Below are 24,387 nucleotides of genomic sequence, written 5' to 3'. Positions count from 1 at the left end.
GTCTCCGAAAAAAAACCGCCCGAAGGCGGCATCATGGTTAATCACTGCTGCTGTTCAGCCGGAACTGATTCAGTACCGCAAAAATACGCAGCTGGTTCATCAGACGACCCGGCCACACCACGTTCACGCGGTTCGGGTTATCTTTGTCACGCTCCACCAGGATCTGCTTCGCAAAACTGTCGGCGTCCTGCACATAGCCGTTGTTCGCCAGCGTCCGGAACTGAGCAATGAGTTCCGCCCTGATGATTGCCGGTGTCACAATGGCCATACCTGCCGGAATATTGGCTCCGTCATCGGCCAGTTTCATCCGCCCCATTTTTGAGGTGATCTGTGTTTTCATGTACCGGTTCACATACATCAGGGTATAGAGCGTTTCGATTTGCAGGTAACTGTCGTCTGCCGCACCCGAACTGTTGGTCTGGTACGTGGTGATGGTGTTCTCCAGCGTCACCGTATCGTCATCCGATACCGTGAACGTCGAAATCCCGCTGTAAAGGAGATTGTTTCGTTCGGTCAGCGTGAAGCGACTCGCCAGCGGCGGAGCCAGAATACCGGAAACAGACAGCGTCTGGGTCGGCCTTGCCGGATCATTACGCACAGACTGCGCCAGTGCACCCACCATGGCCGCAGCACAGTCATATGACGTGTTCGGAACGTCATACATGCCCCAGAACGTCATGTGCTGATCGTTACGGGCTTCACCTTTCGCGGCCAGCTCAGCATACGTTCCTGTCGCCACGGTAAAAGCATGTCCGTAAATCTGTTTGTCCCACGCCCAGCGTCCTTCATCGTCTGAAAGAAACGTCTTCATATCATCCAGCGATGCCGTGTCAGAATAGGCCAGAACAATGAAATCAAATGTCCGGTCACCCAGCGAGGCCAGCGCATCCATCATATCCGGCGCACCGGCTCCGCCATTCATCGCCTTGATGGTCAGCGTCAGCCCTTCAGGGGTGTATTCGCCACCGGAAGAACCGAGGTAATTCACGCGGATATCAATCGTGTTTCCGGCCTCTCCGGCATTTTTTGCCGTGAGAACAACCGACACACCATCACTACCGGCAGCGGCTGTGACCGGAAGACTGGCAGTGCCGTTGATGCGGGTCACCAGGGCTGTGACTATCTCAGCCTGAGTGTAGGTGGCTTTCACACTCTGACGGATACGGGTTCCTGCTATATAAAGGGAAATGACACCGGAAGCTGTCGGTACACTGTCCACAGAGATACTGCCGGTGGCTGCGGTCATTTCACTCTTATTGTCCGCAAGAGGGAGAAGCCACGTCTCACCGTAGCTGTCATTCTTCAGATAAGCCGCCATCATCGTGTGCAGCATTGAACCTTCACCACACAACCCCGCAGCCGTGGATGCAGACGTGCAACGGTACGCCGTGCCCGCCGTTGCCGTACCCTCACTGGTCATCTGACCAATGAGCAGCGTACGCTGTGTTTCCGTGGCGCTGTTCGCCATCGAATTGTCAATTTCGACGTAAAACAGTGGCACCCGAATGTCTGACGACGGGATATTACTGAAGGATACCGTCATGCCTCATCCTCCTTTCCTGTGTCCTCTGCTGTTTCCGGTGACGACTCAGGGGCATCATCTGTCCGGATGTCATTAACCACCGTCGTGGTTTGCCCGGATGGAGCCACTTCTGCCGTACCTGTTGTCACCAGGACAACATCCCCCTGCTGAAGTCGTCTGCGCCAGAAAATATCCCGTTCCGGCACATCCGCGCCACTCTCCGGCAACAGACGTGCCGGGTCGCCGGGGTAACGCACAATGCGCCCCGGTGCTGGTTTCACAAACATGATTATTTACTCCGGTTCTTTTTTGCTGTCCGGCTTCTCACCGGCGGTCAGATCAATATGCAGACGAAACGGCGGATTAACACCGCGTACGTTCACTACGCGCAGAGGGGCGAGCTCTGAAATAAAGAAGTCTTCCGGCCCCTGATAATATTCAAAATCCATCTCCAGCAGCACCTGCGCAATATGTCCGTCGCCCTGCGAATCCACCCCCAACTGTGAACGAATGGTGCTGATTTGCTGAAATTTCATTCTGACATCCGGATTGCCAATCAGCGCCCGCTCAATCCTCTCTTTCAGCTCCAACGCTCCCTCCCAGGCAATACCATCACCATCACAACGTCCTTTTTCGCTGTCATACGCCAGCACGCGGCCATCGATACGCAGGGTGGTGACGGTCGTGAACTGGGGGGTATGCCGCCCCAGAGAGGTCTTGTGTTCCACCGGCGCGGTGACCACAATCAACGGATACTGATCAAGCTGCACGGGCAGGCTCCGTGGCGTGTACACCCGCTCAGTACCGCTGTGCTCCGCCAGCGCCGCCACGATGATTTTCACTGCTTCAGCTGTGTTCATGATTTAACCCTGTTCAGCTCCAGACGCGTTCCGCCGTGACTGTCCGGCTGAACATCGTTCACGGTGTACAGATCACCTGTCCTCACGATGAGAAAAATATCGCCCTGCTCCGGCTTCACCCGGCACTCTGCATCACGCCCCCCCAGCACGGGAAACACTGAGTTTGATTCCGTGCCGCCGTCCTCAACAATCACCTGCTGAACATAAGCACGGTCAAAAATCCCCGTAAGCCGGTAAGGTTCACCGCCACGCGGGCGGTGTTCACATTCCTCACCAAACACACCAAACAACGGGGCAAGAAGTTTTTTATCCCAGTCAACCGGTCCGGCCATCGCCTTTCATCTCCGCCAGTGAAACAATCACCCCCAGTTTCAGCAGACGCTGTGCCTCACTGCAACTCAGGGTGATCACGTTGCCCTGCACAAACCGTTGACCGTTGTGCTGCACGCAACCACGCAGCACAACATAATCAACCGGTGCCGCCTTTTTGCCGGACGCCATATCACACCACCGTGGCGCACAGGCACGCGTTCACACGGGACGGGATGACAATCGGTGACGACTGCATCATCAGGAAAATCTGTCCCGGATCCTGCTGCTCCCACATTTTGGGGGCATAGGCCATCTGCGCGTAATTGAACGCCGGATCCATAATGCAGCCAAAAGCACGGGTCCCCATCAGTGCCGCCCCCGTCAGAATGACGTTACCGTCGTCCAGCATCGGTTTTTCCGTGTTGTCATCCGGATCAATAAACCAGTCGTTGTACAGCCAGAGGTTAAAACTGCCCCACTTACCCTTGTATACTGCACCGGTGTTGATTTGTGTCCCCGGGTTCACCACGTTACTGGTCGGGTTCAGCGCCGGCATGTTGATGGCGTTCTCACGAATGAAGCTGTCGTTCATGAATGCTTTCCACGCCGACGGGGTGAAAATCACCTCCGTGGGATACGCACCGGATTTTTTCAGCATCAGGGTCGACCAGGCTTCCAGACATGATGTCGGAATGGTGGTGTTTTCAGCATCCGGCCAGACATCATCACCACTGAGCGTCACCGTCAGGTCACTGTCACGACGAAAATCCACTTCGGTGGTCGGATAGCCCTCTCCGGATATTGTCACTTTCGCATACTGAAGCGCCTGCGCTGCCATCCACTCCAGACGACGGTTCAGCATGTTGATCTGATCCTCCATCTCGTACTGGATGTTCAGCATTGCCCGTTCTGCCGGTGTGTACTCCCGACCTCCCAGACGCTCACCAGTCATACGTCGGACAGGACGGAGCAAATCGGGAACACGTTTGTCCTTGATATATGCCGGTTTAAAGGTGTTTGTCTGATACGGCAGTGACTCAACCATGATCCCCTCGACGCGCGGGGAACAGAACGGCGACATACGGCGCGCTCCCACCTCCACGTCAATGGCCACATACTCGGTATCGCTCATCACGATATTCGGGAAGAAACTGTCCAGCAGCCAGTTCTGCGCCACAAACAGGTTTGGCACCACCTGCGCCAGAAACGCTGTGTCGTACAGCAAATTAAACTGTTTTTCGCTCATGAAAAAATTCCATAAAAAAAGCCGCATCATGCGGCTGTTCAGGTTTCAGACGGGATCACGGTGCCATGACCGGATTTCGCAGAAAGATTTTTTCTTTCTCCAGCGCAGAAGTCAGGGCGCTGATGTCCCAGCCTTCACCGAAAATCACGCGGTTTGCGTTGAACTCACCCATCACGTAGACACCTGCCAGCACATCACCGGACGTGGCATCCGCCAGATCGGCCAGAATTGCCACCGGCGTTTCACTGCCGTCAGTCGCAGACGGAACACTGAGCGTGAAAGCCCCGCTGTCAGTAACACGACCGAGCACCGTACCGCGCTGATACACCTCTCCACCGCTGATCGTCACGGTTTTTGTGACGTGCTGAAGCGGTCCGCACAGCAACTGATCCGGCTGGTATTCGCTGCTCCAGTACCCCGGCGTCACCGGATTATTTCCGTACGTGGTCATTGTTTCTTACCTCCCGTTGCTTCGTTGTAGAGTGCCATTGCGTGTTGAGCCAGTGCGTGTGCATCCGTCGGTGCCGGACGCACATCCCGCCCGGTCTCCGGTCGCGGTGCATGCTGCATACGGGCCGCCAGTCCGCCTTTCTGGTTTGCCATGACCTCCGTCGCCGCTTTCATCACCGCTCTGGCCTGCTTCACGCTCATGCGGGTATTGAAAGCCAGCTCTGCGGCAAGAGCCGGATTTTTTGCCGCATAAGACGTGGCGAAAATGGCCGCACAGCGTGCACGCTCGCAGGCCCTGGCTTTTTCGTCTTTATCGTCACCTTCCGCATTGTTTTCATCGCTGTCATCATCCGGGTCATCATCAGCACGTGACGCTTTGTTGTCATCATTGCCATCATCCGGATCGTCACCCTCTGCACGGGAGCGGGCCTTACGGCTTTCGCGGCGATCCTCATCTTCCTCCGCGTTTTCCTCGTCGCGTTTGTCCTCCGGATCGTCATCCATACGGGCATGACGGCCTGAACCAAGCAGGTGCAGAAAATTAAATTTACTCATACTTTCTCTGTCTCCATTAACAGTAAAGAAAATGCCTCATCCGGCGCATCACATCATCGGCAAGCCCTGCCCGTACGCCCTCCTCAGCCCTTAGCGTCCTGGCCTCGAGCGCCCGGACCGCATCCGCACTGATGCCACGGTTACGGGCAACCGTTTCGGTGAAAAGCGCCCCGACGGCATCAATATCATCCTGAAGCGCGGCCTGCGCCGCCTCACTCTGCGGGCGCAACGGACTGGTCTCCGCCTTCCGGCTGCCGCAGGTGATGATGGTCACGTTCAGCCCCTCATCTTTCATCTGGCGCGACATGTCACAGTGGACATAAATAGCGCCGACAGAACCCACGCCACCCGTCCGGGGAACCAGAATCCGGTCAGCAGCACTGGCAATGGCATACGCCGCCGAATACGCCGACTCAGAGAGAATGGCATACACCGGTTTCTGCCCGCGACGGGTAAAAATGGTGTCCACCAGATCAAAACACCCGGCCACTTCTCCGCCGGGTGAATCAATATCAAGACAGATGCCCTTCACGTCAGGGTCATTAAGCGCCGTCAGAAAATTTCGCCGGATGCCGTCATACCCCGTCATGCCGGAGAAAGGCCGCAGCCTCCCCAGTTTCTGGACAAGTGTTCCGTGTACGGGAATGAGGGCGATCCCCTCAAGAATGTCATACCCGCTGTCGCGGGCAGGCCGGCAAAAATCCGCCTCATCGTCATCATACCAGGCACCCGCGTTTATCCGGGTGATCCCGAGACGTTCAGCAAGTGCCGACACGATGATCTCCGCTTTTCGCGGATGCAGCGCCAGCGGCGTGTTCAGCAGGCGCTGGCTCAGCAGTGCAAGTTGATTCATGAAACATCAGACTCCTCTGGTTCTGCCGGTGCACTGCCCGGAGGCGTGGTGGCAAACTGTTCTGCCTGAAACCAGTCAGGGGGGGTCAGGCCACGTTCCCTGAATGCGCGCTCTTCACGGGCACGCTGATCCAGGATTTCCTCATAATCTTCCCCCACATTCTCCGCCACTTCGATTTCCAGCGTCGAAAGCCCGGCATTCATTGCCAGAATGGAACCTTTTTTCTCCGCAACCGGATCCACCCAGCCACGGCCCGGTCCCATCCACTGTGCACGACAGTAAGCGCTGCGGGCCTCCAGAAAATCCGGTGCACCGGCAGGCAACGGCAAATCTTCTTCTTCGTGCAGCTCCTCGAGGAACGCACAGAGCACCGGCTGGGCAAAGCCGACCGCAAATTCATCCCGGCGACGGATCAGTGTTTTCCACGCCTCAAGCAGTGCCGCACGGGCCGAACTGTAATTAACATCCGACCAGTCCTGCGTCACCTGCTGGGTGGACAGCCCCAGTGCGGCAGCCACATTACGCAGTAACGCATTTTCGAAGTCCTTAAAGTTAGATACGGGACGGGCCGCGTTCACCGTTTCAATGCCTTCACCCGGATGCATAATCGGCATCCTGGCTCCGGACGGAAGGGTGATACGCTTATCCCTGTGAAAGCCAATCCGGCTGTTCTGATATGCAGAAAGCTCTGATTCAACATTATCATTCAGCGCATCTTCAACCAGTTTCGGATCGAAAGGCGAGGTGATATAGGCACCGAATACCGCATTCAGAATGGCAGCCTCAAGCTCCGACTGGTCGTACTTAATCAGCATTTTCATTCGCTGCACAACCGGCGTCAGGATCCCCGTCCCGCGGTGCTGCCCCGCCCGGTCATGGTCAAAATCATGGACAACAACCGGCCTCCCCCATGCAGTTTCCCGGGGCACCTTATCCCAGCGCATCGTATCCTTCCCGCTCCACCAGTCCCCCATATGTGCTGCCCTGATGTGATAAGCCACCGGCACCCCGTCAGCGTCAATTTCCACACCACCGCGTATATGGGGCAAATCAAAGGTGTCGTTTGGGTTACTCAGACGATCCGGGTCGATGACCTGAACCACCGTGGCATAACGACCACGCCCCGGCGCAATCCGGTCAGGTCGCCAGTGCAGTACTGCCAGCGCATCACCATCAATCAGCTTATGACGGAACGCCAGCCTGAATAACTGCGGCAGTGTCTGACGACGCTCCAGATCGCAATAACATGACACGTCATTTGCCCAGTTACGCCAGTGCGCCTCCACACAGCGCCCGTATTCATCAGCCCAGCCAGCATCAAAGGCGCTGTTGCCTGTCATCTCTGCCAGCATACGGTAATCCGGTTTCAGTCTGGGGCGGAACACCACCCCCATGGCATTATCCAGCAGTCGCGTGACGCTACCGCTGGCCCAGCCATCATTGCGTACCAGATCCCGTATCCGCGCAACCATACGGTTACGCCAGATATTAACTTCAGAATCCGGCGACCAGAGTAACGGGTTCCAGTCAGCAACAGAACCGTGATGCCGGTCTGCCGCGTCGTAAGGTACACGTCCGCCACAATTCAGCGCATTCATTTTTCCTGGTGCCACAGGTAACGGCTTCCCGTGAATATCCACTATCCGGCTGTATTTCTGCATCATCCGCCTCAGTATCTGAAACTTACCGCACGACGGGTCCGCAGACCCAGCGCCAGCTGAATGGTCTGGATCAGTCCCAGAAGATCAGATGCCGTTGCCTGTGAGTAGGTCACAGATCGCGTGCCATCACCCTGGGTGTAGGAAAAGGACACACCCCTGCTTTCCGGACAAAAGCTCAAGATAAGCAGCCTGAGCCTGATTCAGGGCAGACTGCAACTGTTCTCTGGTCATGCCTGCAAGCACGCCCGAATTGTTCAGGATCATTTTCAACCTCCCGGAAGACGTTTATACAGTGGTATTTTTTCTCTGGTTTTTTCAGGAATTTTTACGCCCGGCATACTGAAATCCGTTTTTTCTTCTGGTTTATCCGGCGGCAACTGCATGAACGAGCGATCCTGCACTGCCCGTTCAGCCATACGGTTAAGTTTCAGCCCGTGATGAAGTAGTCCCTTCAGAGCGGCATAGCCGTAAACCATACAGTCCAGCGCCTCATTCGCCCGTCCGGCGGACAGCTCCCAGACCCGGTACACCTGTCCGCCGCTCTCCTTTCTCACCAGTCGCTCAGAGAGCAGCTGGCTGAAATAGTGCAGATCCAGAAAAGACGGGAAGTGGATACAGCCCGCTGTCGGCTCCCCTGCCGGATCCGGTTCGATATGCAGACGGTAACGGATGTCATCCTTTGCTGAGTTCACCCCCAGAATGACGGGACGGAAAGATTTACGCGTACGGGATGACACACTGCGGGTTGGCCACACAGGGCTGCGTTTCCCTCCGGTAGCAGACTCCCCCCTGATGGCCCAGATACGCCGCCCGATACGCGCCTTCGAGAACTCATACACTTTGTTTGTATGGTGGCCGCCAGAGTCATGGCAGACCGCTGAGATGGTCAGCCCGAAACCGTCAGCCCGCCGCCAGATCTGTTTAAGGTAAGCATCCAGGCGCTCCCACGGCTCGGCGGTTTCCAGGTCACCAAAAATCACGTCATGCGCAATCACCCAGCACTCTTCGTTCATGCCCCAGCCGAGTACGGTGATTTCAAAACGGTCATCCTGTGTATCCACCCCCGCAGTGAGAAGAACAACGCCATCGGGGAGCTCTGCCGCCCATACTTCAACGCGGGCAATCAGCCGCTGTTCACTCATCGCAAACTCGCCTGCATCTTCGTAAGGTTCACCCAGCGTGGTGTTGATGAACGTCTGGCGCATCAGCGGGTCGTCCTTCACCCTCAGCCACTCAGCAACCAGATTTGGCCATGAGGCATTAGAGTGTGGACTGTAACCCGTCCAGATATGAAAACCGGCATGTCCCCTGAAGGGCGCACCGGCACGCCACTCGCCTTTTACCAGCATGCAGGGCAGTTCACTGTGCACAATCACACAGCCATTGTGACGGCACAGATAATAAGCTGTCTCCGGCAGTCCGTTCCCCTCACTGTCCTTTTCCCATTTGATACCGTACGGGGTGCTTTTACTGCCCCATTCCAGTACCTGATATTCACCGCAATGGGGACACGGAACAAAGAAACGGCGCTGATCGCTTTCCTGCCAGGCTTTCTCAATACGGCTCACGCCTTTCACGGTTGGCGTGGAACCGAGAACAATTTTGCGGTTCCAGAACGTTTCAGAACGCTTTGTCCCCAACGCTATCTGGTCCCCCTCAGCTCCCGCCCCACCTGCCGGATAACCGTCCACTTCGTCAAAAAGGATGATGCGACATGTGATACGGCGAAAACCGCCTGGCGAGTTGGCTCCGACCAGCGTGAGATTTGCGCCGTTCGAAAAGGTTTTGCGAAGAATGGTCTGGTTGCTGTTTTTCGCCTTCGGGTCGCCGCTGATTGCCGCCAGCACCGGCGTGTCGCGCAGCATCGGTGCAATTTCAGTTTTACTGTAGTCCTCCGCGTCCTCCACCCTCGGCTGAACCACCAGGATCGGGGACGGGTCATGCGCCAGGTAATACCCCACCACATGGTCAAGAATTTTGGTGTAGCCCACACGGGCTGATTTCATCACCGACACATACGTGACCGACGGATCGGTGATGGCGTCCATGATGCCGTCCTGATACGGGTATGAGCGGAATTTCCCTGTCTGGGCGCTGGTCTCACGGGAAAGAACGGCAAAGGTGTTAGCCCACTGGCTTAAGGACATCGGCGGTGCCGGAACAACACCTCGTCGGGCCGAAATCAGCGCCTCTTCAAACTGTATCTCCGGTGGCTGCTCTGTCATCAGCGCCAAGCTCGACAAGTGCTTCATAAATCAGTTCCTGAAGCGCCGCTGTAAACTCCTGGTCATCCGTCATTCCCGCAAGTGCCCGCAGACGGGGACCATGTTCCGGCGCAAGAGCAACAAGGCGGGTTCTCATCCGGGTATATTCAGCACTCACCCGCTCAATCATGTGCTTCCACGGGAGCAGCGTTCCTTTCTTCACCTCATATTCCAGACGCGCCATCTCCGCAAGAAAGTGTTCCTTCATTGCACGGGACGCTTCCAGTGGACGGATAACGATGTCATCAGAAGCCAGTGAATCAAACACCTCCCTGGCCCGTTGTTCAAACCCTTCCACCGTGCCGGTCTGCGATTCCCTGACTTTTCTGGCAGCCCGGGTTTTATGTCCGTTTGCCGCACGCGGATCGGCGCTGTCACGAAAACGCTTCAGGTTTTCATCCGTCGCCTCCACGTTAATTTTTTTTCCGTCCATGACGACAAACGTACCGGCCTTGATCCACCGTGAAATCGTTTTCCGGTTCACCCTAGCATGTTCAGCGTACTGACCAACCGTCATTAAGCTCACTGAATCACCTCCGAAAATGGGGACGCCGGGACATCAAAATGAATGTCCCGGTGATGGGACATGAAATGGGACATTGGGGCATAAAAATGTCCCAAATGCCCCACGTTAAAAAATTGTTAACCAAGGTGTATCCTGCGCGCGACAAGGGATGCAACAATTTGCTAACAATGGGACATTGGGACGCAAAATTGAAAATTTATAGCTGGCGAAACACCGCGCTCGCGCAATGCCCGTGCAATAAAGGCCTTCAGGAAGGATCCGTTACCCCCCCCCCAGCCACAGGTAAAATGCTTCACGTCTGGCATTAATCAGACAGCAATGCGATCAGGTGAGCAGTTGTCTCTTTATCGGAAGGGAACAGGACGGCAATGCCCTGTTTCACTTCGCCGTCTTTAACGCCTGCTCCAGCGCTGCGCTCATCTCAACGTTCATAAGACGCGATGCCATTTTGTGGGCCAGCTCCTGATACCCCAGTACAGGTGTCACAGGCAGTGCATCACCAAAGCGAATAACCAGTTTGGGTGGTCTGCTTTTTCTTCGTGGTGCCCGTGTGCCGTTGGGCGAACGTTTTCGCTTCCTGTTTCTGGCCACTTTTTTGGGTTTCTTACGCTGCCAGACGCCTCCGACGTCCTCTCCATAACGGGTTGAAATCTTACCGATGAAAACGTCAGGTTTTGCTTTCAGTTGTTGCAACTTTGCCTTTGGCAGATTGCCGTATTTATTCAGCCGGATGTTTTTGGGATTCAGAATGGCCTTCCGGCCTTCTTTCAGATAATGCAGCCCGCCTTTTTCAAACGGTTCAAGATATGGCGCGGCGGTATCCATAATGAACACCTGAGCTGACAGATTATCCCTTGTAGCCCCCTTTGAGCGCACAGAGTTCACGGTGAACGGTGTCGGGTTATCCAGTTTCTGGCGAAGGTTTTCTTTTTCTGCCGCTTCTATTTGCCTCACTGCAGAGGTAATTGCCCGTGCTGTTGCAAAACGCACCTGCTTCTGTAGCGATCGCAACTGACGGGGTAGCGATTTCAGATCTGTCACCAACAGTCCTCCACATTATCAAACACTTAGAACCAGAAAATATCAATGTGCGCAAATAAAAGGAATTTCCGTTATATACCCACGGATATTTCGAGTTGATTACGCCTCAGGAAATCAGATAAAAAATAAGCACCAGAAGAACACTCTTCAATTCGTGCCATTTTATGCCGCATAACACCTGCGGCTTTTTTTTATGGCCAGGATGTAATACAGCCCTGACGCTCACAACAGCCCGGCTACTTAATACACTGAGTACGGATATACTCCTGCGCCCCTTCCAGTTGCTTCTGCATCGTCATCAGCCGCTCTCTGAGGGTGAAATAATTCCGTTGAGCAGAGTCTGCCAGTCGGGGGCGGGCTGCATTATCCACGCTGGCGGTGCCGGTGGTTTTGTCTGTGGTGGATACGCAGATGGCGTTGACGCGCAGGCTGCGGCGACCAGCGGCAACATCAGCGCGCAGAGTTTCATTTTCAGCTTTCGCATCGGCTAACTCCTTTGTGTATTTCGCATCGAGTGAAGCAACATCCCGCTGGCGCTGCTGCATGTCAGTAATGGCTGCGTTCGCCTTCTCCAGTTCACTGGCTTTGTTATCGCGCTGCGCTTTGTAGGTAATGGCGTTATCGCGGTAATGGTCTGTTGCCAGCCACAGCGCACCGCAGGCCACCAGAAGGGCAATAATCACCACATACAGAAAACGGTTCATATCACAGCCCTGCCGCATACAACGCCATCCAGGCCATGGGAAGAAGAAGAGCAGCCAGCGTTGCTGAAAATGAAATGCAGACAATGACCCAAAGGATTTCCCCCAGCATTATGAGTTTGCCTGACATGTTTACCCCTTAATTGCGGTAATTAACCTGGTAGCACCTCATATGAATTAGATCTTCATTGTCAATCTGTCAGTCGACAATGTCTGCATTTATCCGAAGTTTCGAAAATCTCAAGATAACGATAAATCAGGATACCATCACGAAATCCTGCAATGATTTTTTCACGACTGATACGTTTCATATATCCTCCATAAAAAGGGCGCCATCACTAAAAATGACGCCAGCAAACAAAAACCATCCCCATCCGTCTGTACCATTTGCAGCAAGATATGCCGCTGCTGCAAAGCACACCAAAGAAGGCAGATATCTCACAGATCCATACCCCAGCACGCCAGCGCGCTCTCCTGGTCACGCCGCGATACCTGCCCGTAACAGTTATTTGAGCGGTTCCGGCAGTCCCTGCCGCCGTCATATATCCATCGGCGGATTTCAGCACATGCACCTTTCCGGTCTCCGGCATTCAGCTTCCGGTAAAACGTTGAGGTGAAGCATTTCGAAGGCCCGATGTTGTACGGACAGAATGACGCGATGCCCGCTTTCTGCGGTTCAGTCAGTGGCACCCTGACGTTTTTCTCCACCCACGCCAGCGCCTTATCCCGTTCAATGGCATTAACCTGAACGCATTTTTCCTTTGTCAGTTTCATGCCTTTTGTGACAGCCTTACCGTCCACCATTGTGGCACCACGGCAGATGATCCATATTCCGGCACCATCACGATATGCCGTCAGGTGGTTGCCTTCTTTCTCATCCAGAAACTGGTCGAGGATTTCAGGCGCAGAAGCCCCTGCGGCAATCAGCGCCAGAACGGCAGCCGACAGGCCGTATTTAATCTTTCCTGTCACCGCCATAATTCCCCTCCGGCTCTTCAGACACCGACACCAAGGTCTTCAGCGTGCTGTCCGGTGAATCCCTGGCTCTGTCCGCTATCTGCGCCAGAATACGGTTGCGCTGCCGCATGGCTTCAACCTGCGCATCCTGGGCTGCTGCCGTCCGCCTTTTGTAATGCCGGTTAACCAGAAATGTCCCCACAGCCAGCACAATCCCAACCAGTGCCCCCCAGTCATCCAGCGACATCGAGGGAAAATACCCCGCAATGACAGCCCACAGATACGCCAGCCATGTACTGTGTTTTTCCGGGTTCAACGTGTCATCTCCTGCTGAATGCAACCCCGCCTGTGATGACGGAGTTGCAGATAAGGATTACGCCTGTTTCTGCCCCTGTGCTGCTGCGGGTTGCGCCTGAACGGTGGTGGTCGTTTTCACTTCAGCGGCCTGTGTTCCGGCAGCATTACCGGTTGCAGATGCTTCGCCGGAAACCTGCGTACCGGTCTGGTTATCTCCGGCGGTCTGAGCCGTGTCCTGACCTTCAGATGTTTCCGTATTCCCTCCGGTGTCGATTTCTTTCACGGTATGCTCTTTTTTACCTTCCGCCGCCTCATCAGCAGCATCGTCAGTACCCCCGGCACCATCCACCGCCTGCCCGGTCAGGGAGGTCAGCAAACTTTCCACCGCGGCGTCAATCTGTCCACTGAGCTGCTTCTTCACTGCCACCTTCAGCGGGTTCAGCACCTCACGGGATGCCAGTGCCTGTTTCAGGATGTCCTCAGTCACCAGACCGGTTACTGCTGTTTTTTCTTCTGCCATTGATTTGTCCTCTTCATAAATAAAAAACTCCGCCGGGAGGGCAGAGTTCAGGATGTACAGGTAATGCATCACCAGTATTACGAACAGGTGTCAATTGTCTGCGTGGTTACTGGTGCCGTGGATGTCGTTGCAGCAGGAGATGCGGCTGCCGAAGCCTTCACCTTCTCTGCGGCTGCCGCATCTATTTTACCCTGCACGTAATTACGGATGACCTTATAGCCACCGCTCAGCAGGTACAGCGCACACACCACCGTGCAGAAATACAGTAATATCAGCTGTAAAAATGTCATTATTCCTCCGGGATGTTGACCAAATCAGTCGCTGTCAGATAAAAAAGCCGTGTGAAGAAACTCATCGTTCTTCTCAGTGGATATAACGTTAGACTCCTTTAATAAGCTTGGGTAAGGCTCCCCGCCAGTGATTCAGCAACCTCTGACTGGCGGTTTTTTTTATTCTTCTCACGCCTTTCATGGTGCCGGGTGATATTTATAGCTACCGACCAGTTCACCGAAATACAGTAATATCAGATGTAAAAATGTCATTATTCCTCCGCCTTATTGACCCGACACATGTCCGCCGGTTAAAAACAGCTCCGTGCATTTTTTGCCTTATTGTGGATATCCATAAAATGACCGTGCCGCCGGTTTCTACCTTCTGTCCGGCGGTATTTTTTTGCCTTCCGTTAAGCTGTTTCCGCAGCCCCGTTCACCGTCACACTCAGACTTTCCACCTCAATGTTGTAGGTTGTGTTGGTCGTGATGGCGCTCAGCGTCAGCGTGTCCCCGGCTAAAGCGGCTGGCGTGCATGTCAGCGTCAAATCACCCACTTCCGTTCCGTCCACTGTCAGGGTGGCTCGTGCTGTACCGCCTCCCTGGTATTTCAGGGAAATGGTGTGCCAGTTATTGTCGAACGCACCAATCGTGGCAATCTTCAGATTGGCATTACTGCCCTGTTTACAGTGCATGCAGAGATTCATGTTGCTGCTGTCCGTCTGCACGTACAGGTTCAGTAACGCAGGCGTCATGCCGCTGCCCGTCCGGTTAAACGTCACACCGTCAGGGGCTGACGGCATCAGCCAGTAAATCCCCGTTGCATAACGGTTTGCTATAAGCTGCGTACTCGTGATACGGAAACGGCAGAAGAACTCACCGCCATTTGTAAGAAGGTCACTGCCGGAGGTCGCCGGATGTGTCAGAGTCCAGACGTTGTTTGTGGCACCGTTAATACTGAACACATTCTGCGCCAGCGTCTCACCCTGTGACGTCAGGGTGTTTGCGGTGCTGGTCACCGTGGTGCCGTTCACTGTCCAGCCCTGCGCAGACAGCTCACCATTATCCGCACTCAGGGTGATATCCCCTGTGGCAGGTGTGGTGTCAGTGGTCCCCTCACTTCCCGTTCCGGGCGTTGTGGTGCCGGTATCAGTGGTGTTATCACCGCTGCCCGTATTTACGGACGGGTCACTGCCACCGGACGGGCTTCCGGTCGTGTCAGGTAATTCACCAGTAATAAAGTCCTCAGTGCGTCCGGCGTGAGTGAGAATCGCTGACGCAAGACGGTCAGCGATAATTCCCCTGCGCGACCATGAGCTGAAATGACTGCTGCGCGCAGAAGAGACCAGCGTTGCCGTTGTTCGCGAGGCGGCACCGTAATACCCCACAGCCACAATATCCGGGTCTTCAGCAGGCTCGTTGGTGGCCGAGTTTACGCCATTCTCATCCGTCAGGAACGGCACAAAGAAAATATTCTGACTCTCCTGGTTTTTGTAACCGCCATAAACTGCCTCATACTGCGTGGCATACGTGTTTTTCCAGTAATATGTCGTGTCACCGCAAATCCACGGCACACTACCGACTGAACCACCAGTACACTGTCCGGCGTATGATGCAAGGTCAGTACGGAACTGACCAACCATCGCAGTAAACAGGGCTGGCTGCTGCGTGTAAGTGGATGACTTAAGGTCAGCTTCCCCCTGCATCCATACCACCGCCAGCAGCACGTTTTTCGGATCACAACTCAGGGCGGCCTTCGTGCGGAACACCATGTCCTTGTACAACGCCGCGCTGGTCTGCCAGCAGCCGGATGCTGATGTGGCTCCCGTACTCTCACTGAAGCTTCCTGCTGAGCCTGACGTGAAAGCAAAATCCCCGCGACAGCAGGGCACCAGAAGAATACCGGCATTCGCCGGAATGAACGGCAGCAGTTTTTTGGCAATATGCAGTCCCTGACCAACCGTGCCGTACTGGCCTTTTGTCAGGTCTGCTTTCGGATGGTTAAAGCCGCTCATGTCCTGCACATCGTGCAGACAGTGGTCTGCCGGGATGATGTCGTTATATGAACAGGCTTCGCCGCCCGGTGTCACCGTACTGCGCCGGGCCAGTTGCTTAATTCGCGGGTCAGGGCGGTCGTAAGTCTCCGGAAGCGGAATACCCTCACCGTAAGCCATGCCGTTTGACTGCCCGGCAAGTACCACCACGTAGTAATAATCCGGTTCAGTGGATGTGCCTCCGGAAACATCACCTGCACCGTTTTTTACCATTGCCTGAAGCAGCGCACCGGCGTGAGAAAACGGCGAACCGGAGGGCGACCATCCCGCAGCTATTTTCTCCTGCACTGCGTGTTGCAGTGCGCCTGACGAAGACGCTGAGATTAAATCCCAGGATTCAGACATGAGTCACTCCTTGTCTGGTTGAACGAAAAAAGGCCACCGAATGGCGACCCCATAAATTCAGCGCGTTATATATGTGATCAGGTATTGCACACTCCTTCACCTTGCAGCTAATATCTGAAGGCAATAAAAAATCCGATGTATAACTCATGAAATTTGCCCGTACTCACTACGGGCATTTTTTCACCCATAAAAAAGCCCCTCCGAAGAGGGGCTGGTATGCTCATCACTTTCATCATTTGCATGGTGCCGGGTGCCTCCCGGTGAGTTCAGTATCAGCACCCGAACCCGCAATATTGCCCGCTAAAGCCGAAGGATATTTGCGACCTTGCTGATATGCCCCTCCGCACAGGGGGATTCACCATGCAGGAGTTTTTTAGCAAATAAGAAAAATGGCATCAACACCATAAACTGGCAAGTGCACAATATTATCAAATAAAGTTATTTTGTTATCGGAATATAATGGTTGCGAATTTTCCTTCTCCAGAAACGACAAAACCCGCTCAGCGGCAGGGGCTTCTGGTAAGAATGATAAAGGCACCACTAAGGTGCCTTTGTCACAGGGACAGCAGGCTTGTCATCACCTTATCGCTACTCCTGGCTTCCTGTCCGGAAGTCTCACAAGTCCCATCAGGGTACAGCGACAATATCAATCAACACACTATGAGTATCAATATAAAATCATATCGAATTCGATAATCGAAAACGATTATCGATACAGGTAAGCAATCCCTATCCCGTGCAATACCGCCCGTTTAATATTCTCAAACTCGTCTTCCGTAATCATGGGAACAATGTAATTTCGTCCCTCCCACGTTCTGGTTTTTATGCGATCCAATCGACTCAATGAAACCGTCATTAACATGTCACATTTCACCCAACAAGTAATATGCTCATTACCGGGAATGGGATTTTCTGATAACTCATGATGACAATATCTACGAGGAATCGGTTCAGTAGTACTTATTGGTACTACTGTTACCAATGGATTGTTATGTCTGTTTCTAGACACAACCACCACAAGTCTGACCTTGACTATTTCCGGGACAACCATTCCCCGAAAATCATACATTAAAACAGAACGAACAGATGGCTGATACTTTAATACCATAAATCCCGTTGCCTGATAATGACGATTTGTGAACTCCACTACACTACGGCATTTCTACCCGTAAAACCCCCCTCCGGAGAGGGGGTTACATGCACATTCACTTTCATCATCTGCATGGTGCCGGGTGCCTCCCGGTGAACTCTGCAATGACCAGACAGAATCCGCAATACCAACGAACACGGAAGACAACCTCGGTCATTTATGCCCCGCCGCACAGGGGGATTCACCATGCAAAATTATTTCTAACAAAACAGCGGGTTATTCGCCAACACCCAATATAATGAAATGTGATAGTTTTAACATTTTTAGAAATTCGAACTTAGTGGCGGTTATTTTTAATATACAACCCGGCTTCACAGCGTCTTTTATTTCTGTTTGTGCCACTCTGATTTAACAGTAAAAATATCAATTATCGATAAAAAATAACAAATAAACTCACTCCGAGAGAACCAATAACTATCATCGCTAATGCCAGCATAAATAGTTGTTGGGAGCTTATTTTTACAGATGAAAGATAGCGTAATAAAACGTTCAACATACTGATGCTCACAAATATATGTGGAGAGGCCAGCGGGAATCGAACCCGCATCATCAGCTTGGAAGGCTTAGGTAATAGCCATTATACGATGACCGCATGGTGCGCCACACTGGATTCGAACCAGTGACCGATTGCTCAGAAGGCAATTGCTCTATCCCACTGAGCTAACAGCGTGTGGTGCCGACTACCGGAATCGAACCGGTGACCTGATGATTACAAGTCAGTTGCTCTGCCTGCTGAGCTAAGTCGGCACTGGACCGCCACCGAGGACTCGAACCCCGTAAACTCAACTTAGAAGGTTGATGCTCTTTCCTGATGAGCTAGTGACGGCTGGTGCCCCTTGCTGGATTTGAACCAGCGACCTGGCGATTATGAGTCGCTCGCTCTCACCACCAAACTAAAGAGCCAGAATAACGAATTTGATCCGTTAGGCTCACATATATCCAGACTATATACAGTCTACATTATCGAATCATAAAAAAGATAAATAAAGTTACATTTATTTATCTAATACGAACATTAATTAAGCTGCATAATTTGTTGATTTATACCGCTCCATGAAAAATAAAACTTTAGATATCATTAAGACAAAAAATTCATCCTATCTTGAAATAAAATGATGCAACAGGTATATCTATCACCACGACAGACCACATACAAAAACAATTCCCAAAAAACGCGACCATGAAAAAAAACACCTTTATAATATCTTTGAGTATTCTCTGTGCAGGAGCCGTTGTGGATCACCCTCACTTAGACAGCAGAGTGCCAACAAACGAAATAATAAATTGTCTTTCCAAGTCTATTCAAGAAAGTGGTTATATAATGGATCTCAATGGCATCAAGCTTCCCATTAATGCAAAAGAATTCGCGACATATAAAATGTCAAACTTCTCCGGTTCATTCTGGATAGAATATTCAACAGAAGGAAGACCAGTAAGAGAGGCTGGTATAAAAGATGCAACACAAGAGAGTTATAAGGTCCTGAATGATGCATTGCAATTATGTAGTGAGACCCTGACAAGACATTAACGTTCACAATCAATGCGTTTACAGACCGCACTATATTTTTATCAACAAGTCAGTTTTTCGAGATTGCGGAACACAAATCCAGTCTGAACAATTCATCTCCGACAGTCCTCTGACGAAGAGTATTTTTTCGGATTTACCCGTGAATTATCCGGTGCATCGTAAAACCCCATCCTTCAGGGCGTGGAGGATGTCAACGATGCAAAAACCCGCGCACTGGCGCGGTTACAAAACTCTTTTAGAATCAAGCATAAAAACCCCATTATTAGGAATATAATATCACAGATTGGAGAAAAGTCAATATTGTCATCTGGTTACCTCTTTTAACTGCTGTTCAGCCCATGCTTCCTCAATATCAAACTGAACCACCAGCGTGTCATAGAATTGTTTAACAGTTTTTTTCCATGACGCGCGTGTTATCAGTTTTGTCACACAACATATGGCATAAAATACCTCTGTTGACGGCAATCTTTCATAGCCACGCCCCGCACAACGCTGACAGCTTCTGAAAACAGGCATCCCCTGCTTTTCCGACTCTTCACGATGAACAGCAACACCTCGCCCACGGCAATCTTTACAGGCTGTGGATACCTCCCCCTTTCCGCCACACTCAGGACAGGCAACTTTTACCATCTCCCTGACTTTTTTCCATTCTTCCCAGTAAGACGGATACACGCCTTTTGTACACTTTGCCCATACTGGCGGCTTACCATCCGGATACTGAATCTTGTTTGTAAAAATCTCGCTTTCAATAAATTTTTTTCCGTGACAGCATGGGCACTGTTTTTTGCTCGCCGCGCTCCGGGCATAATCCTCAAACGCATACGAAGCCATAATGCGCATCACTACCGGTTTTATTTCTGCCGGAAGTTTTCTTAATGCTGCCACGCGATCACACCGACTGAGAGCGTATTCTGCCAGCAGTTCTGTTGCCCGCTCCCTGTCATTCATACTGATGCCCATTTTCCCAAGGAACGCAGAAAAACCCATCTCAGCACGATTTTGTGCCATACCCTGCGCAGCCATCACATCCGTAATTGTTAAACATCCTGAGCCTGTAGCCGGTGCGTCATCGCTCAATTTTGGAGATTTTGGGGAGTAATATTTTGGTAAGGCCTCAAGGTTCATGCTCGTCCTCCACTTACGCCAGTACGCCAGTTGCCAGCGCGCGATCGATAAAACGAAATATCAGCGCCATCTGGTCGCCGTACTTCTCTTCAAATGCCACAGTATCCGCGTGCAGCTCGTCATGATGCTTTCTGCACAAAGGCAACACAAAAAGGTCATGCGCTTTTGTCCCCATCCCCCCCTGGCCGTGACCAATCAGGTGATGGGGATCGTCGGCTGGCTTACCACAACACGCACACGGCTGTGTCTTAACCCAGCGCGTGTACTTTTCATTAACCCAACGGCGACGTTTAGGCCGTTTCATGAAAAATTCCGGAGACTCCGGATCAACAGTGATGCTGACCACCGTCTTTTCCTGTGGTGGGTTCTGTTGCTGGTGGGCGTGAGACGGCGGCGCAATATTTTTTGTGCGCTGCTTCAGTATGCTGGTGGCGGTCTGCTCTCCCGGTACGATGTCGCTTTCACGGTACACCGAGCGGATTTTTTCTGTCGGCAATCCCAGAGAACGACGCGATACTGCCTCAGGTAGTGCGTCCACCACCTGATTGCAGACCGCCCACCAGGACAATTCAGCGAGCGATAATTCCCGCTCCTGCACACCGCTTATCGCGTGACGGATGACGTCAATCATCCATGCGGTCAGATTTTGTTGAGCAAGCAGCTCCAGTGATTCTGATGTCTGGTCACGCAACTGGTTGTCACAGTGCCAGCACAACACCATCGCGCCGGTACCGTAACGATGTATGACGGTTTCGCTGTGATGATAATCGCCATGTGACCACTGGCAGGATTTTACGTGGCGTGATAACCAGTCAGACAGTGTGCCAGCGCCACCAGCAGCACGAATCACCCGTTCGTTGCTGAAAAATGGCAGTAATGTTTTATCCTCTGCCAGCGGCTGTCGAACGGCGGGAACGACTCCGGACGGCAGATTACGCATGCTTTTCGGTTCCGGCTCCACCAGTACCCGGGTATTGTGAAATACCGGCATGGATTCGCGCCCTGGCTTAAGGATCACCAGCCCGAGTTCTGGCACAAGAACAGGTTGAAGTAATACCCGCACGTTACCTCCAGATGCGTTGCTGGAATGTGCGGGACGGACGCGGTGGGCGTTCGGAGTAAGGAAGCCTGACGGAGATTATCCAGTGACGATAATCGAGGCTGAGGGCTTTCCTAAACTCATACCCACGTCTGCGGTAGTTCTGAATCAGCCACTCGGCCTGCTCTTCAGTGCATGGGTCATGTTGAAACCAGTCAGATTTGAATGTATGAGAACGCCGCCCGTGCCTGTTGGCAAAGTCGGTTTCAGAATTGTGAGATTTAGCATGTCGTGCCATCGGCTTTCTCCGGTGGCACGGTGTTACTCAGCAGGGGGTCAGCCCAGCCCGAAATTGTAGATGAATTCACTCATCAGCAAAAGCAGAAAAACCAGCCTTAAGTCCGGTTTCTTTCAGATACGACAATGATGTGACAAATTCATTTTCACGCAAAATAAATTAACGCTGCCCCTCTCTTCTTTTGTTGAAATTGTAGACATTTAATGAGGCAATGACTGACAACAGTTCCATTCTCAACGCACACAGCGTAAAGACCATTTTCACTTAAAATTTCACGCAATTCTTTGATTTTCATCTTCAGAATCCTTCTGGATAAATAGCACTCCCCCCGTTCGGGGCCTATCCATCTTCTCCATGCGCGCTACTTAAGAGCCACCATTCTAACTGCGAAGCCACACTGATTAACAACAATACTTAGTCACATAATCACAACAAAGACAACAAAAACATTTACAATAACAAAACAAAACCCGCCGAAGCGGGTTAAGTGCGGGTGCGTTGAGGATGCCTGACACATCAGAGGTGGCGAGGGATTTCTCCCCCGCCTGGTCTCTTACTCCTCAGGTTCGTAGACTGTGAAGACAGCGACCTCCGTCTGGCCGGTTCGGATTCGTACCTCGCAGAGGTCTTTCCTCGTTACCAGTGCCGTCACTATGACGGTTAAACAGATGACGATCAGGGCGATTAACATCGCCTTTTGCTGCTTCATAGCCTGCTTCTCCTTGCCTTTCGGCACGTAAGAGGCTAACCTACGTGTGTAGAGCATAGATATGGCCTCAGATTAATGTTAAGCGTCTTGCAGGACGCGTAATGTTAACTGGGGCTTTTCTCTGTCTGCCTTACAGTGGCATGCCCGAGGCAGACAGCCTCAAGCACCCGCAGCAATTCTACTTAACTCCCGTTACCCAGCCAATATAAAATCAGTCAGAAAGACGATCCATAAAACCACCCGTTCAACACCGTAAATGGCGTGATTATCAGGCGCGCTGTCATACGGGGTATCAGTAACTAAAGCTGCATCAGCCTTTCCAGTAACTGCGATTTATCAACCACCAGCCAGCCGTTTTTCTCCATCCAGAATTTAAAGTTCTCCACAGTACAGACCAGCACATCATCAGGCACTTTTTCGACAAATCTGATATTGCCATGCTCATCAAACCGGATAACCAGTGTCCTGCCATCTCCTTTAATCATCTGATTCTGTTCTGATGGCATCTGCTTCTGGCTGAAATAGCAGTCTTCCAGTTTTTCGAATACCTCCCACGCCTGATCGGTTTCGAGCATTTTGGCGTGACGGGCTGCTCCGCGTTCTGTCCAGAGGATGAGCTTTCGGACATTTGGGGCGATCGTTTGAAAATCCCTTAAAGAGATTTTCAAATTTTGGAGGTCTGCGCCTTTCGCAATTATGTAGTGCTTCCCTTCTGCAAATCGCTCTTTATTACGGTGGTGATTTCTATGAATACACTCGACGCTACAGCCATATAGTTTGGCAAGTAACTCTGTAGTGACAACTGGGATCTGGTTGTGTGTGATCGGGGAAAGAGTTTCGACAGAAACTTGAGTCGTCATGATAACGCCCTCTGGTTGATGGATTTAACTATCACCACCGTCAGGTTCCAATCATTGGGTGGTGAGACGTACAGGGTTGGAACTACCGGATCAACCAACCGGCGAGCCTTTCAGCTCCCCCATACGCCCCACCATTATTCAGATGTGCGTGTGCTTACGACAATAAAAAAACACGCTCGCGGCGTGTGTCTGTCGCGGTTGAATATCCGGGGTTCCAATCCCGACGCCAGATTTTGCTGGCGCGTGAGGAATATAGCCCCGGATTAGTAATTACGTCAACCCCAGCGACAAATCGAATACACCACCAGTGCCACCGCCATTGCAATCCCTACCGTGGTGAATGCTTCAGGCCAGGTCATTGATTCACCTCCTGCGGCGGTTCTGGCAGTGGCATCCAGTGGGTTGCCTGCTCAATACCATTACCTGGCTTAACCGTTACATCTCCACGCCGGAATGTACTTCCGGTATAGCGTGCGGAGCATATTAGCGGCTCAACCAGAGAGCTATCGAAATTCACCGAAATAAGCACGTTCTTATTCTTTTCCGGCATTCGCTCACTACAGCTTATCCAACCATCCGGAGTTACCGGAGAGTTGCCATTTACATCGAAGTTTGGCTCTGCGTCCTGAACCAGGAGGATGTAACCATTCTTGGCAGTATCAAGTTCTAACGCCTCGGTGACGGTGCCGAAATAGCGATTACCTAAATCAGCATCACAAGTGCTTACATCAATGGAAACTTCCATGCCTTCGATTAATTCTGGCAAGTTGTAAGTTTGGCTTACAGGTTGGCTACCCTGAAGCATGGCGGCGCGGCAGGCGTTCCAGCCTTTCACATACCCCTACGCCATCAACTGATCACTCATGAGAGGCAACAATGAGGACATATTGATTTTCTCCGGCACTACCGGCGCTGGCGGCGCAGCGAATAGATGTCCGCCAAAATCAGGAAGCTCTCCAATGGCCTGTACGAACTTTTGTTTGCCTACGTCAATTCCTAATGGGTAGTGGGCTATAATCTTTGCCACTGGCTCTGCTTCCAGCGATGCCAGTGCAATTTTGAATAACTCGCCCTCTACCTGTGCCATTCCTGAATTTGGATGGCATTTCGCAATCGCTATTTTTAATTTAGCCTCTTCGATTAATTGCTCTTTGGTTAATTCAGTCATTTTTCATTACCGCCCTTTCGGGCGGCCTCCAGACATTAATCGTCGTAGTAACTCATGGCTTCATTTGCAGCATCAAC

Annotated in this window: 27 protein-coding genes, 4 tRNA genes and 4 pseudogenes; 2 read left to right on the top strand and 33 right to left on the bottom strand. The window is 52.2% G+C overall.

Going from position 1 to position 24,387, the window contains the following annotated elements; genetic code table 11:
- Nucleotides 1-37: 37 nt before the first annotated feature.
- From C7B16_RS10735 to C7B16_RS10635, 20 genes and pseudogenes are all read right to left on the bottom strand, one after another.
- Nucleotides 38-1,543 carry a phage tail sheath subtilisin-like domain-containing protein gene (locus C7B16_RS10735; protein WP_107179682.1) on the bottom strand — a complete coding sequence of 502 codons (1,506 nt, stop codon included), beginning with the start codon at nt 1,541-1,543 and terminating at the stop codon, nt 38-40.
- On the bottom strand, nt 1,540-1,809 hold the full coding sequence (locus C7B16_RS10730; protein ID WP_107179681.1) for a DUF2635 domain-containing protein: 270 nt from the start codon (nt 1,807-1,809) through the stop codon (nt 1,540-1,542). The genes C7B16_RS10735 and C7B16_RS10730 overlap by 4 nt, the downstream gene beginning before the upstream one ends.
- A 6-nt stretch (nt 1,810-1,815) precedes the next feature.
- Nucleotides 1,816-2,382: a phage tail protein gene (locus C7B16_RS10725; protein WP_107179680.1), complete on the bottom strand. Its 567-nt coding sequence runs from the start codon at nt 2,380-2,382 to the stop codon at nt 1,816-1,818.
- Nucleotides 2,379-2,714 carry a head-tail joining protein gene (locus C7B16_RS10720; protein WP_107179679.1) on the bottom strand — a complete coding sequence of 112 codons (336 nt, stop codon included), beginning with the start codon at nt 2,712-2,714 and terminating at the stop codon, nt 2,379-2,381. Before C7B16_RS10720 ends, C7B16_RS10725 begins: the two co-directional genes overlap by 4 nt.
- Complete coding sequence (locus C7B16_RS10715) at nt 2,698-2,883, bottom strand: hypothetical protein (protein WP_107179678.1); 186 nt, start codon at nt 2,881-2,883, stop codon at nt 2,698-2,700. Before C7B16_RS10715 ends, C7B16_RS10720 begins: the two co-directional genes overlap by 17 nt.
- 1 nt (nt 2,884) lies before the next feature.
- The gene (locus C7B16_RS10710; RefSeq protein WP_107179677.1) at nt 2,885-3,940 is read right to left on the bottom strand and encodes a major capsid protein; all 1,056 of its coding nucleotides are present in this window, start codon (nt 3,938-3,940) and stop codon (nt 2,885-2,887) included.
- A 55-nt stretch (nt 3,941-3,995) separates the two neighbouring features.
- Nucleotides 3,996-4,391 (bottom strand): head decoration protein, encoded by a 396-nt coding sequence (locus C7B16_RS10705; RefSeq protein ID WP_107179676.1) that lies wholly within the window; start codon nt 4,389-4,391, stop codon nt 3,996-3,998.
- Complete coding sequence (locus C7B16_RS10700; RefSeq protein ID WP_107179675.1) at nt 4,388-4,945, bottom strand: hypothetical protein; 558 nt, start codon at nt 4,943-4,945, stop codon at nt 4,388-4,390. Before C7B16_RS10700 ends, C7B16_RS10705 begins: the two co-directional genes overlap by 4 nt.
- A pseudogene (locus C7B16_RS10695) lies at nt 4,942-5,798 on the bottom strand (S49 family peptidase). The gene C7B16_RS10700 and the pseudogene C7B16_RS10695 overlap by 4 nt, the downstream one beginning before the upstream one ends.
- On the bottom strand, nt 5,795-7,459 hold the full coding sequence (locus C7B16_RS10690) for a phage portal protein (RefSeq protein ID WP_107179674.1): 1,665 nt from the start codon (nt 7,457-7,459) through the stop codon (nt 5,795-5,797). The pseudogene C7B16_RS10695 and the gene C7B16_RS10690 overlap by 4 nt, the downstream one beginning before the upstream one ends.
- 266 nt (nt 7,460-7,725) lie before the next feature.
- Nucleotides 7,726-9,711, bottom strand: a complete 1,986-nt coding sequence (locus C7B16_RS10680; protein ID WP_258182542.1) for a phage terminase large subunit family protein — start codon at nt 9,709-9,711, stop codon at nt 7,726-7,728.
- Nucleotides 9,653-10,240: an RNA polymerase subunit sigma-70 gene (locus C7B16_RS10675; RefSeq protein WP_107179672.1), complete on the bottom strand. Its 588-nt coding sequence runs from the start codon at nt 10,238-10,240 to the stop codon at nt 9,653-9,655. The genes C7B16_RS10680 and C7B16_RS10675 overlap by 59 nt, the downstream gene beginning before the upstream one ends.
- Nucleotides 10,241-10,627: 387 nt before the next feature.
- Entirely contained in the window at nt 10,628-11,290 is a 663-nt protein-coding gene (locus tag C7B16_RS10665) for a hypothetical protein (protein ID WP_107179670.1), read from the bottom strand.
- Between the two features lie 298 nt (nt 11,291-11,588).
- A complete protein-coding gene (locus C7B16_RS24555) occupies nt 11,589-11,774 on the bottom strand; it encodes an Rz1 family lipoprotein (protein ID WP_143192598.1) in 186 nt (61 codons plus the stop codon).
- Between the two features lie 221 nt (nt 11,775-11,995).
- Nucleotides 11,996-12,121 (bottom strand): hypothetical protein, encoded by a 126-nt coding sequence (locus C7B16_RS25290; protein ID WP_258182541.1) that lies wholly within the window; start codon nt 12,119-12,121, stop codon nt 11,996-11,998.
- 308 nt (nt 12,122-12,429) lie between these two features.
- Nucleotides 12,430-12,963, bottom strand: coding sequence for a lysozyme (locus C7B16_RS10655; protein ID WP_107179706.1), 534 nt, complete (start codon nt 12,961-12,963; stop codon nt 12,430-12,432).
- Nucleotides 12,947-13,264, bottom strand: a complete 318-nt coding sequence (locus C7B16_RS10650; protein WP_107179668.1) for an HP1 family phage holin — start codon at nt 13,262-13,264, stop codon at nt 12,947-12,949. The genes C7B16_RS10655 and C7B16_RS10650 overlap by 17 nt, the downstream gene beginning before the upstream one ends.
- Nucleotides 13,265-13,321: 57 nt before the next feature.
- Nucleotides 13,322-13,765 (bottom strand): DUF826 domain-containing protein, encoded by a 444-nt coding sequence (locus tag C7B16_RS10645; RefSeq protein ID WP_143192597.1) that lies wholly within the window; start codon nt 13,763-13,765, stop codon nt 13,322-13,324.
- Nucleotides 13,766-13,842: 77 nt separating this feature from the next.
- On the bottom strand, nt 13,843-14,055 hold the full coding sequence (locus C7B16_RS10640) for a DUF1378 family protein (RefSeq protein ID WP_107179666.1): 213 nt from the start codon (nt 14,053-14,055) through the stop codon (nt 13,843-13,845).
- A 392-nt stretch (nt 14,056-14,447) separates the two neighbouring features.
- Nucleotides 14,448-16,433 carry a DUF6645 domain-containing protein gene (locus C7B16_RS10635; protein WP_107179665.1) on the bottom strand — a complete coding sequence of 662 codons (1,986 nt, stop codon included), beginning with the start codon at nt 16,431-16,433 and terminating at the stop codon, nt 14,448-14,450.
- Nucleotides 16,434-16,669: 236 nt separating this feature from the next.
- On the opposite strand from C7B16_RS10635, the pseudogene C7B16_RS25935 reads away from it, so the two are divergent.
- A pseudogene (locus C7B16_RS25935) lies at nt 16,670-16,807 on the top strand (hypothetical protein); the annotation flags it as partial.
- A gap of 332 nt (nt 16,808-17,139) precedes the next feature.
- Here C7B16_RS25935 and C7B16_RS10625 read toward each other — a convergent pair.
- The 5 genes from C7B16_RS10625 to C7B16_RS10590 all read right to left on the bottom strand — a co-directional run bounded on the left by C7B16_RS10625 (nt 17,140) and on the right by C7B16_RS10590 (nt 18,486).
- Nucleotides 17,140-17,502 (bottom strand): type II toxin-antitoxin system PemK/MazF family toxin, encoded by a 363-nt coding sequence (locus C7B16_RS10625; RefSeq protein ID WP_258182546.1) that lies wholly within the window; start codon nt 17,500-17,502, stop codon nt 17,140-17,142.
- 598 nt (nt 17,503-18,100) lie between these two features.
- A tRNA-Gly gene (locus tag C7B16_RS10610) sits at nt 18,101-18,175 on the bottom strand.
- A gap of 79 nt (nt 18,176-18,254) precedes the next feature.
- Nucleotides 18,255-18,330: transfer RNA gene (locus C7B16_RS10600), tRNA-Thr, on the bottom strand.
- A gap of 2 nt (nt 18,331-18,332) precedes the next feature.
- Nucleotides 18,333-18,409 (bottom strand) — tRNA-Arg (locus C7B16_RS10595).
- Between the two features lies 1 nt (nt 18,410).
- Nucleotides 18,411-18,486, bottom strand: a tRNA-Met gene (locus C7B16_RS10590).
- A gap of 331 nt (nt 18,487-18,817) precedes the next feature.
- On the opposite strand from C7B16_RS10590, the gene C7B16_RS10585 reads away from it, so the two are divergent.
- Nucleotides 18,818-19,111 (top strand): hypothetical protein, encoded by a 294-nt coding sequence (locus C7B16_RS10585; RefSeq protein ID WP_107179660.1) that lies wholly within the window; start codon nt 18,818-18,820, stop codon nt 19,109-19,111.
- Between the two features lie 303 nt (nt 19,112-19,414).
- Here C7B16_RS10585 and C7B16_RS10580 read toward each other — a convergent pair whose 3' ends face one another.
- The 8 genes and pseudogenes from C7B16_RS10580 to C7B16_RS10545 form a co-directional block, all read right to left on the bottom strand.
- Entirely contained in the window at nt 19,415-20,236 is an 822-nt protein-coding gene (locus C7B16_RS10580; protein WP_107179659.1) for an antitermination protein, read from the bottom strand.
- Between the two features lie 13 nt (nt 20,237-20,249).
- On the bottom strand, nt 20,250-21,299 hold the full coding sequence (locus C7B16_RS10575) for a DUF968 domain-containing protein (RefSeq protein ID WP_107179658.1): 1,050 nt from the start codon (nt 21,297-21,299) through the stop codon (nt 20,250-20,252).
- Nucleotide 21,300: 1 nt separating this feature from the next.
- Complete coding sequence (locus C7B16_RS10570; protein WP_107179657.1) at nt 21,301-21,573, bottom strand: hypothetical protein; 273 nt, start codon at nt 21,571-21,573, stop codon at nt 21,301-21,303.
- A gap of 66 nt (nt 21,574-21,639) precedes the next feature.
- Nucleotides 21,640-21,868: pseudogene (locus C7B16_RS10565) on the bottom strand (hypothetical protein).
- A 258-nt stretch (nt 21,869-22,126) separates the two neighbouring features.
- The gene (gene hokD / locus C7B16_RS10560) at nt 22,127-22,282 is read right to left on the bottom strand and encodes a type I toxin-antitoxin system toxin HokD (RefSeq protein ID WP_000813256.1); all 156 of its coding nucleotides are present in this window, start codon (nt 22,280-22,282) and stop codon (nt 22,127-22,129) included.
- Nucleotides 22,283-22,581: 299 nt separating this feature from the next.
- Nucleotides 22,582-23,142 (bottom strand): ORF6N domain-containing protein, encoded by a 561-nt coding sequence (locus tag C7B16_RS10555; protein ID WP_033801022.1) that lies wholly within the window; start codon nt 23,140-23,142, stop codon nt 22,582-22,584.
- 355 nt (nt 23,143-23,497) lie between these two features.
- Nucleotides 23,498-23,740 (bottom strand): annotated as a pseudogene (locus C7B16_RS10550) (DUF551 domain-containing protein); the annotation flags it as partial.
- A gap of 243 nt (nt 23,741-23,983) precedes the next feature.
- The gene (locus C7B16_RS10545; RefSeq protein WP_258182540.1) at nt 23,984-24,310 is read right to left on the bottom strand and encodes a hypothetical protein; all 327 of its coding nucleotides are present in this window, start codon (nt 24,308-24,310) and stop codon (nt 23,984-23,986) included.
- Nucleotides 24,311-24,387: the final 77 nt, after the last annotated feature.

It is taken from the genome of Escherichia sp. 20412-1, from assembly GCF_003027595.1.
Classification (GTDB): Bacteria; Pseudomonadota; Gammaproteobacteria; order Enterobacterales; family Enterobacteriaceae; genus Escherichia; species Escherichia marmotae.
The sequence above is the reverse complement of the archived record's forward strand: the minus strand, read 5'-3'. Positions and strand labels throughout refer to the sequence as shown.

Excerpts from the sequence above, each read along its gene's own strand:
- C7B16_RS10735 (WP_107179682.1), bottom strand. The coding sequence starts at position 1,543 with ATGACGGTATCCTTCAGTAATATCCCGTCGTCAGACATTCGGGTGCCA.
- C7B16_RS10730 (WP_107179681.1), bottom strand. The coding sequence starts at position 1,809 with ATGTTTGTGAAACCAGCACCGGGGCGCATTGTGCGTTACCCCGGCGAC.
- C7B16_RS10725 (WP_107179680.1), bottom strand. The coding sequence starts at position 2,382 with ATGAACACAGCTGAAGCAGTGAAAATCATCGTGGCGGCGCTGGCGGAG.
- C7B16_RS10720 (WP_107179679.1), bottom strand. The coding sequence starts at position 2,714 with ATGGCCGGACCGGTTGACTGGGATAAAAAACTTCTTGCCCCGTTGTTT.
- C7B16_RS10715 (WP_107179678.1), bottom strand. The coding sequence starts at position 2,883 with ATGGCGTCCGGCAAAAAGGCGGCACCGGTTGATTATGTTGTGCTGCGT.
- C7B16_RS10710 (WP_107179677.1), bottom strand. The coding sequence starts at position 3,940 with ATGAGCGAAAAACAGTTTAATTTGCTGTACGACACAGCGTTTCTGGCG.
- C7B16_RS10705 (WP_107179676.1), bottom strand. The coding sequence starts at position 4,391 with ATGACCACGTACGGAAATAATCCGGTGACGCCGGGGTACTGGAGCAGC.
- C7B16_RS10700 (WP_107179675.1), bottom strand. The coding sequence starts at position 4,945 with ATGAGTAAATTTAATTTTCTGCACCTGCTTGGTTCAGGCCGTCATGCC.
- C7B16_RS10690 (WP_107179674.1), bottom strand. The coding sequence starts at position 7,459 with ATGCAGAAATACAGCCGGATAGTGGATATTCACGGGAAGCCGTTACCT.
- C7B16_RS10680 (WP_258182542.1), bottom strand. The coding sequence starts at position 9,711 with ATGAAGCACTTGTCGAGCTTGGCGCTGATGACAGAGCAGCCACCGGAG.
- C7B16_RS10675 (WP_107179672.1), bottom strand. The coding sequence starts at position 10,240 with ATGACGGTTGGTCAGTACGCTGAACATGCTAGGGTGAACCGGAAAACG.
- C7B16_RS24555 (WP_143192598.1), bottom strand. The coding sequence starts at position 11,774 with ATGCGAAAGCTGAAAATGAAACTCTGCGCGCTGATGTTGCCGCTGGTC.
- C7B16_RS25290 (WP_258182541.1), bottom strand. The coding sequence starts at position 12,121 with ATGTCAGGCAAACTCATAATGCTGGGGGAAATCCTTTGGGTCATTGTC.
- C7B16_RS10645 (WP_143192597.1), bottom strand. The coding sequence starts at position 13,765 with ATGGCAGAAGAAAAAACAGCAGTAACCGGTCTGGTGACTGAGGACATC.
- C7B16_RS10640 (WP_107179666.1), bottom strand. The coding sequence starts at position 14,055 with ATGACATTTTTACAGCTGATATTACTGTATTTCTGCACGGTGGTGTGT.
- C7B16_RS10635 (WP_107179665.1), bottom strand. The coding sequence starts at position 16,433 with ATGTCTGAATCCTGGGATTTAATCTCAGCGTCTTCGTCAGGCGCACTG.
- C7B16_RS10625 (WP_258182546.1), bottom strand. The coding sequence starts at position 17,502 with ATGTATGATTTTCGGGGAATGGTTGTCCCGGAAATAGTCAAGGTCAGA.
- C7B16_RS10580 (WP_107179659.1), bottom strand. The coding sequence starts at position 20,236 with ATGAACCTTGAGGCCTTACCAAAATATTACTCCCCAAAATCTCCAAAA.
- C7B16_RS10570 (WP_107179657.1), bottom strand. The coding sequence starts at position 21,573 with ATGGCACGACATGCTAAATCTCACAATTCTGAAACCGACTTTGCCAAC.
- hokD (WP_000813256.1), bottom strand. The coding sequence starts at position 22,282 with ATGAAGCAGCAAAAGGCGATGTTAATCGCCCTGATCGTCATCTGTTTA.
- C7B16_RS10555 (WP_033801022.1), bottom strand. The coding sequence starts at position 23,142 with ATGACGACTCAAGTTTCTGTCGAAACTCTTTCCCCGATCACACACAAC.
- C7B16_RS10545 (WP_258182540.1), bottom strand. The coding sequence starts at position 24,310 with ATGACTGAATTAACCAAAGAGCAATTAATCGAAGAGGCTAAATTAAAA.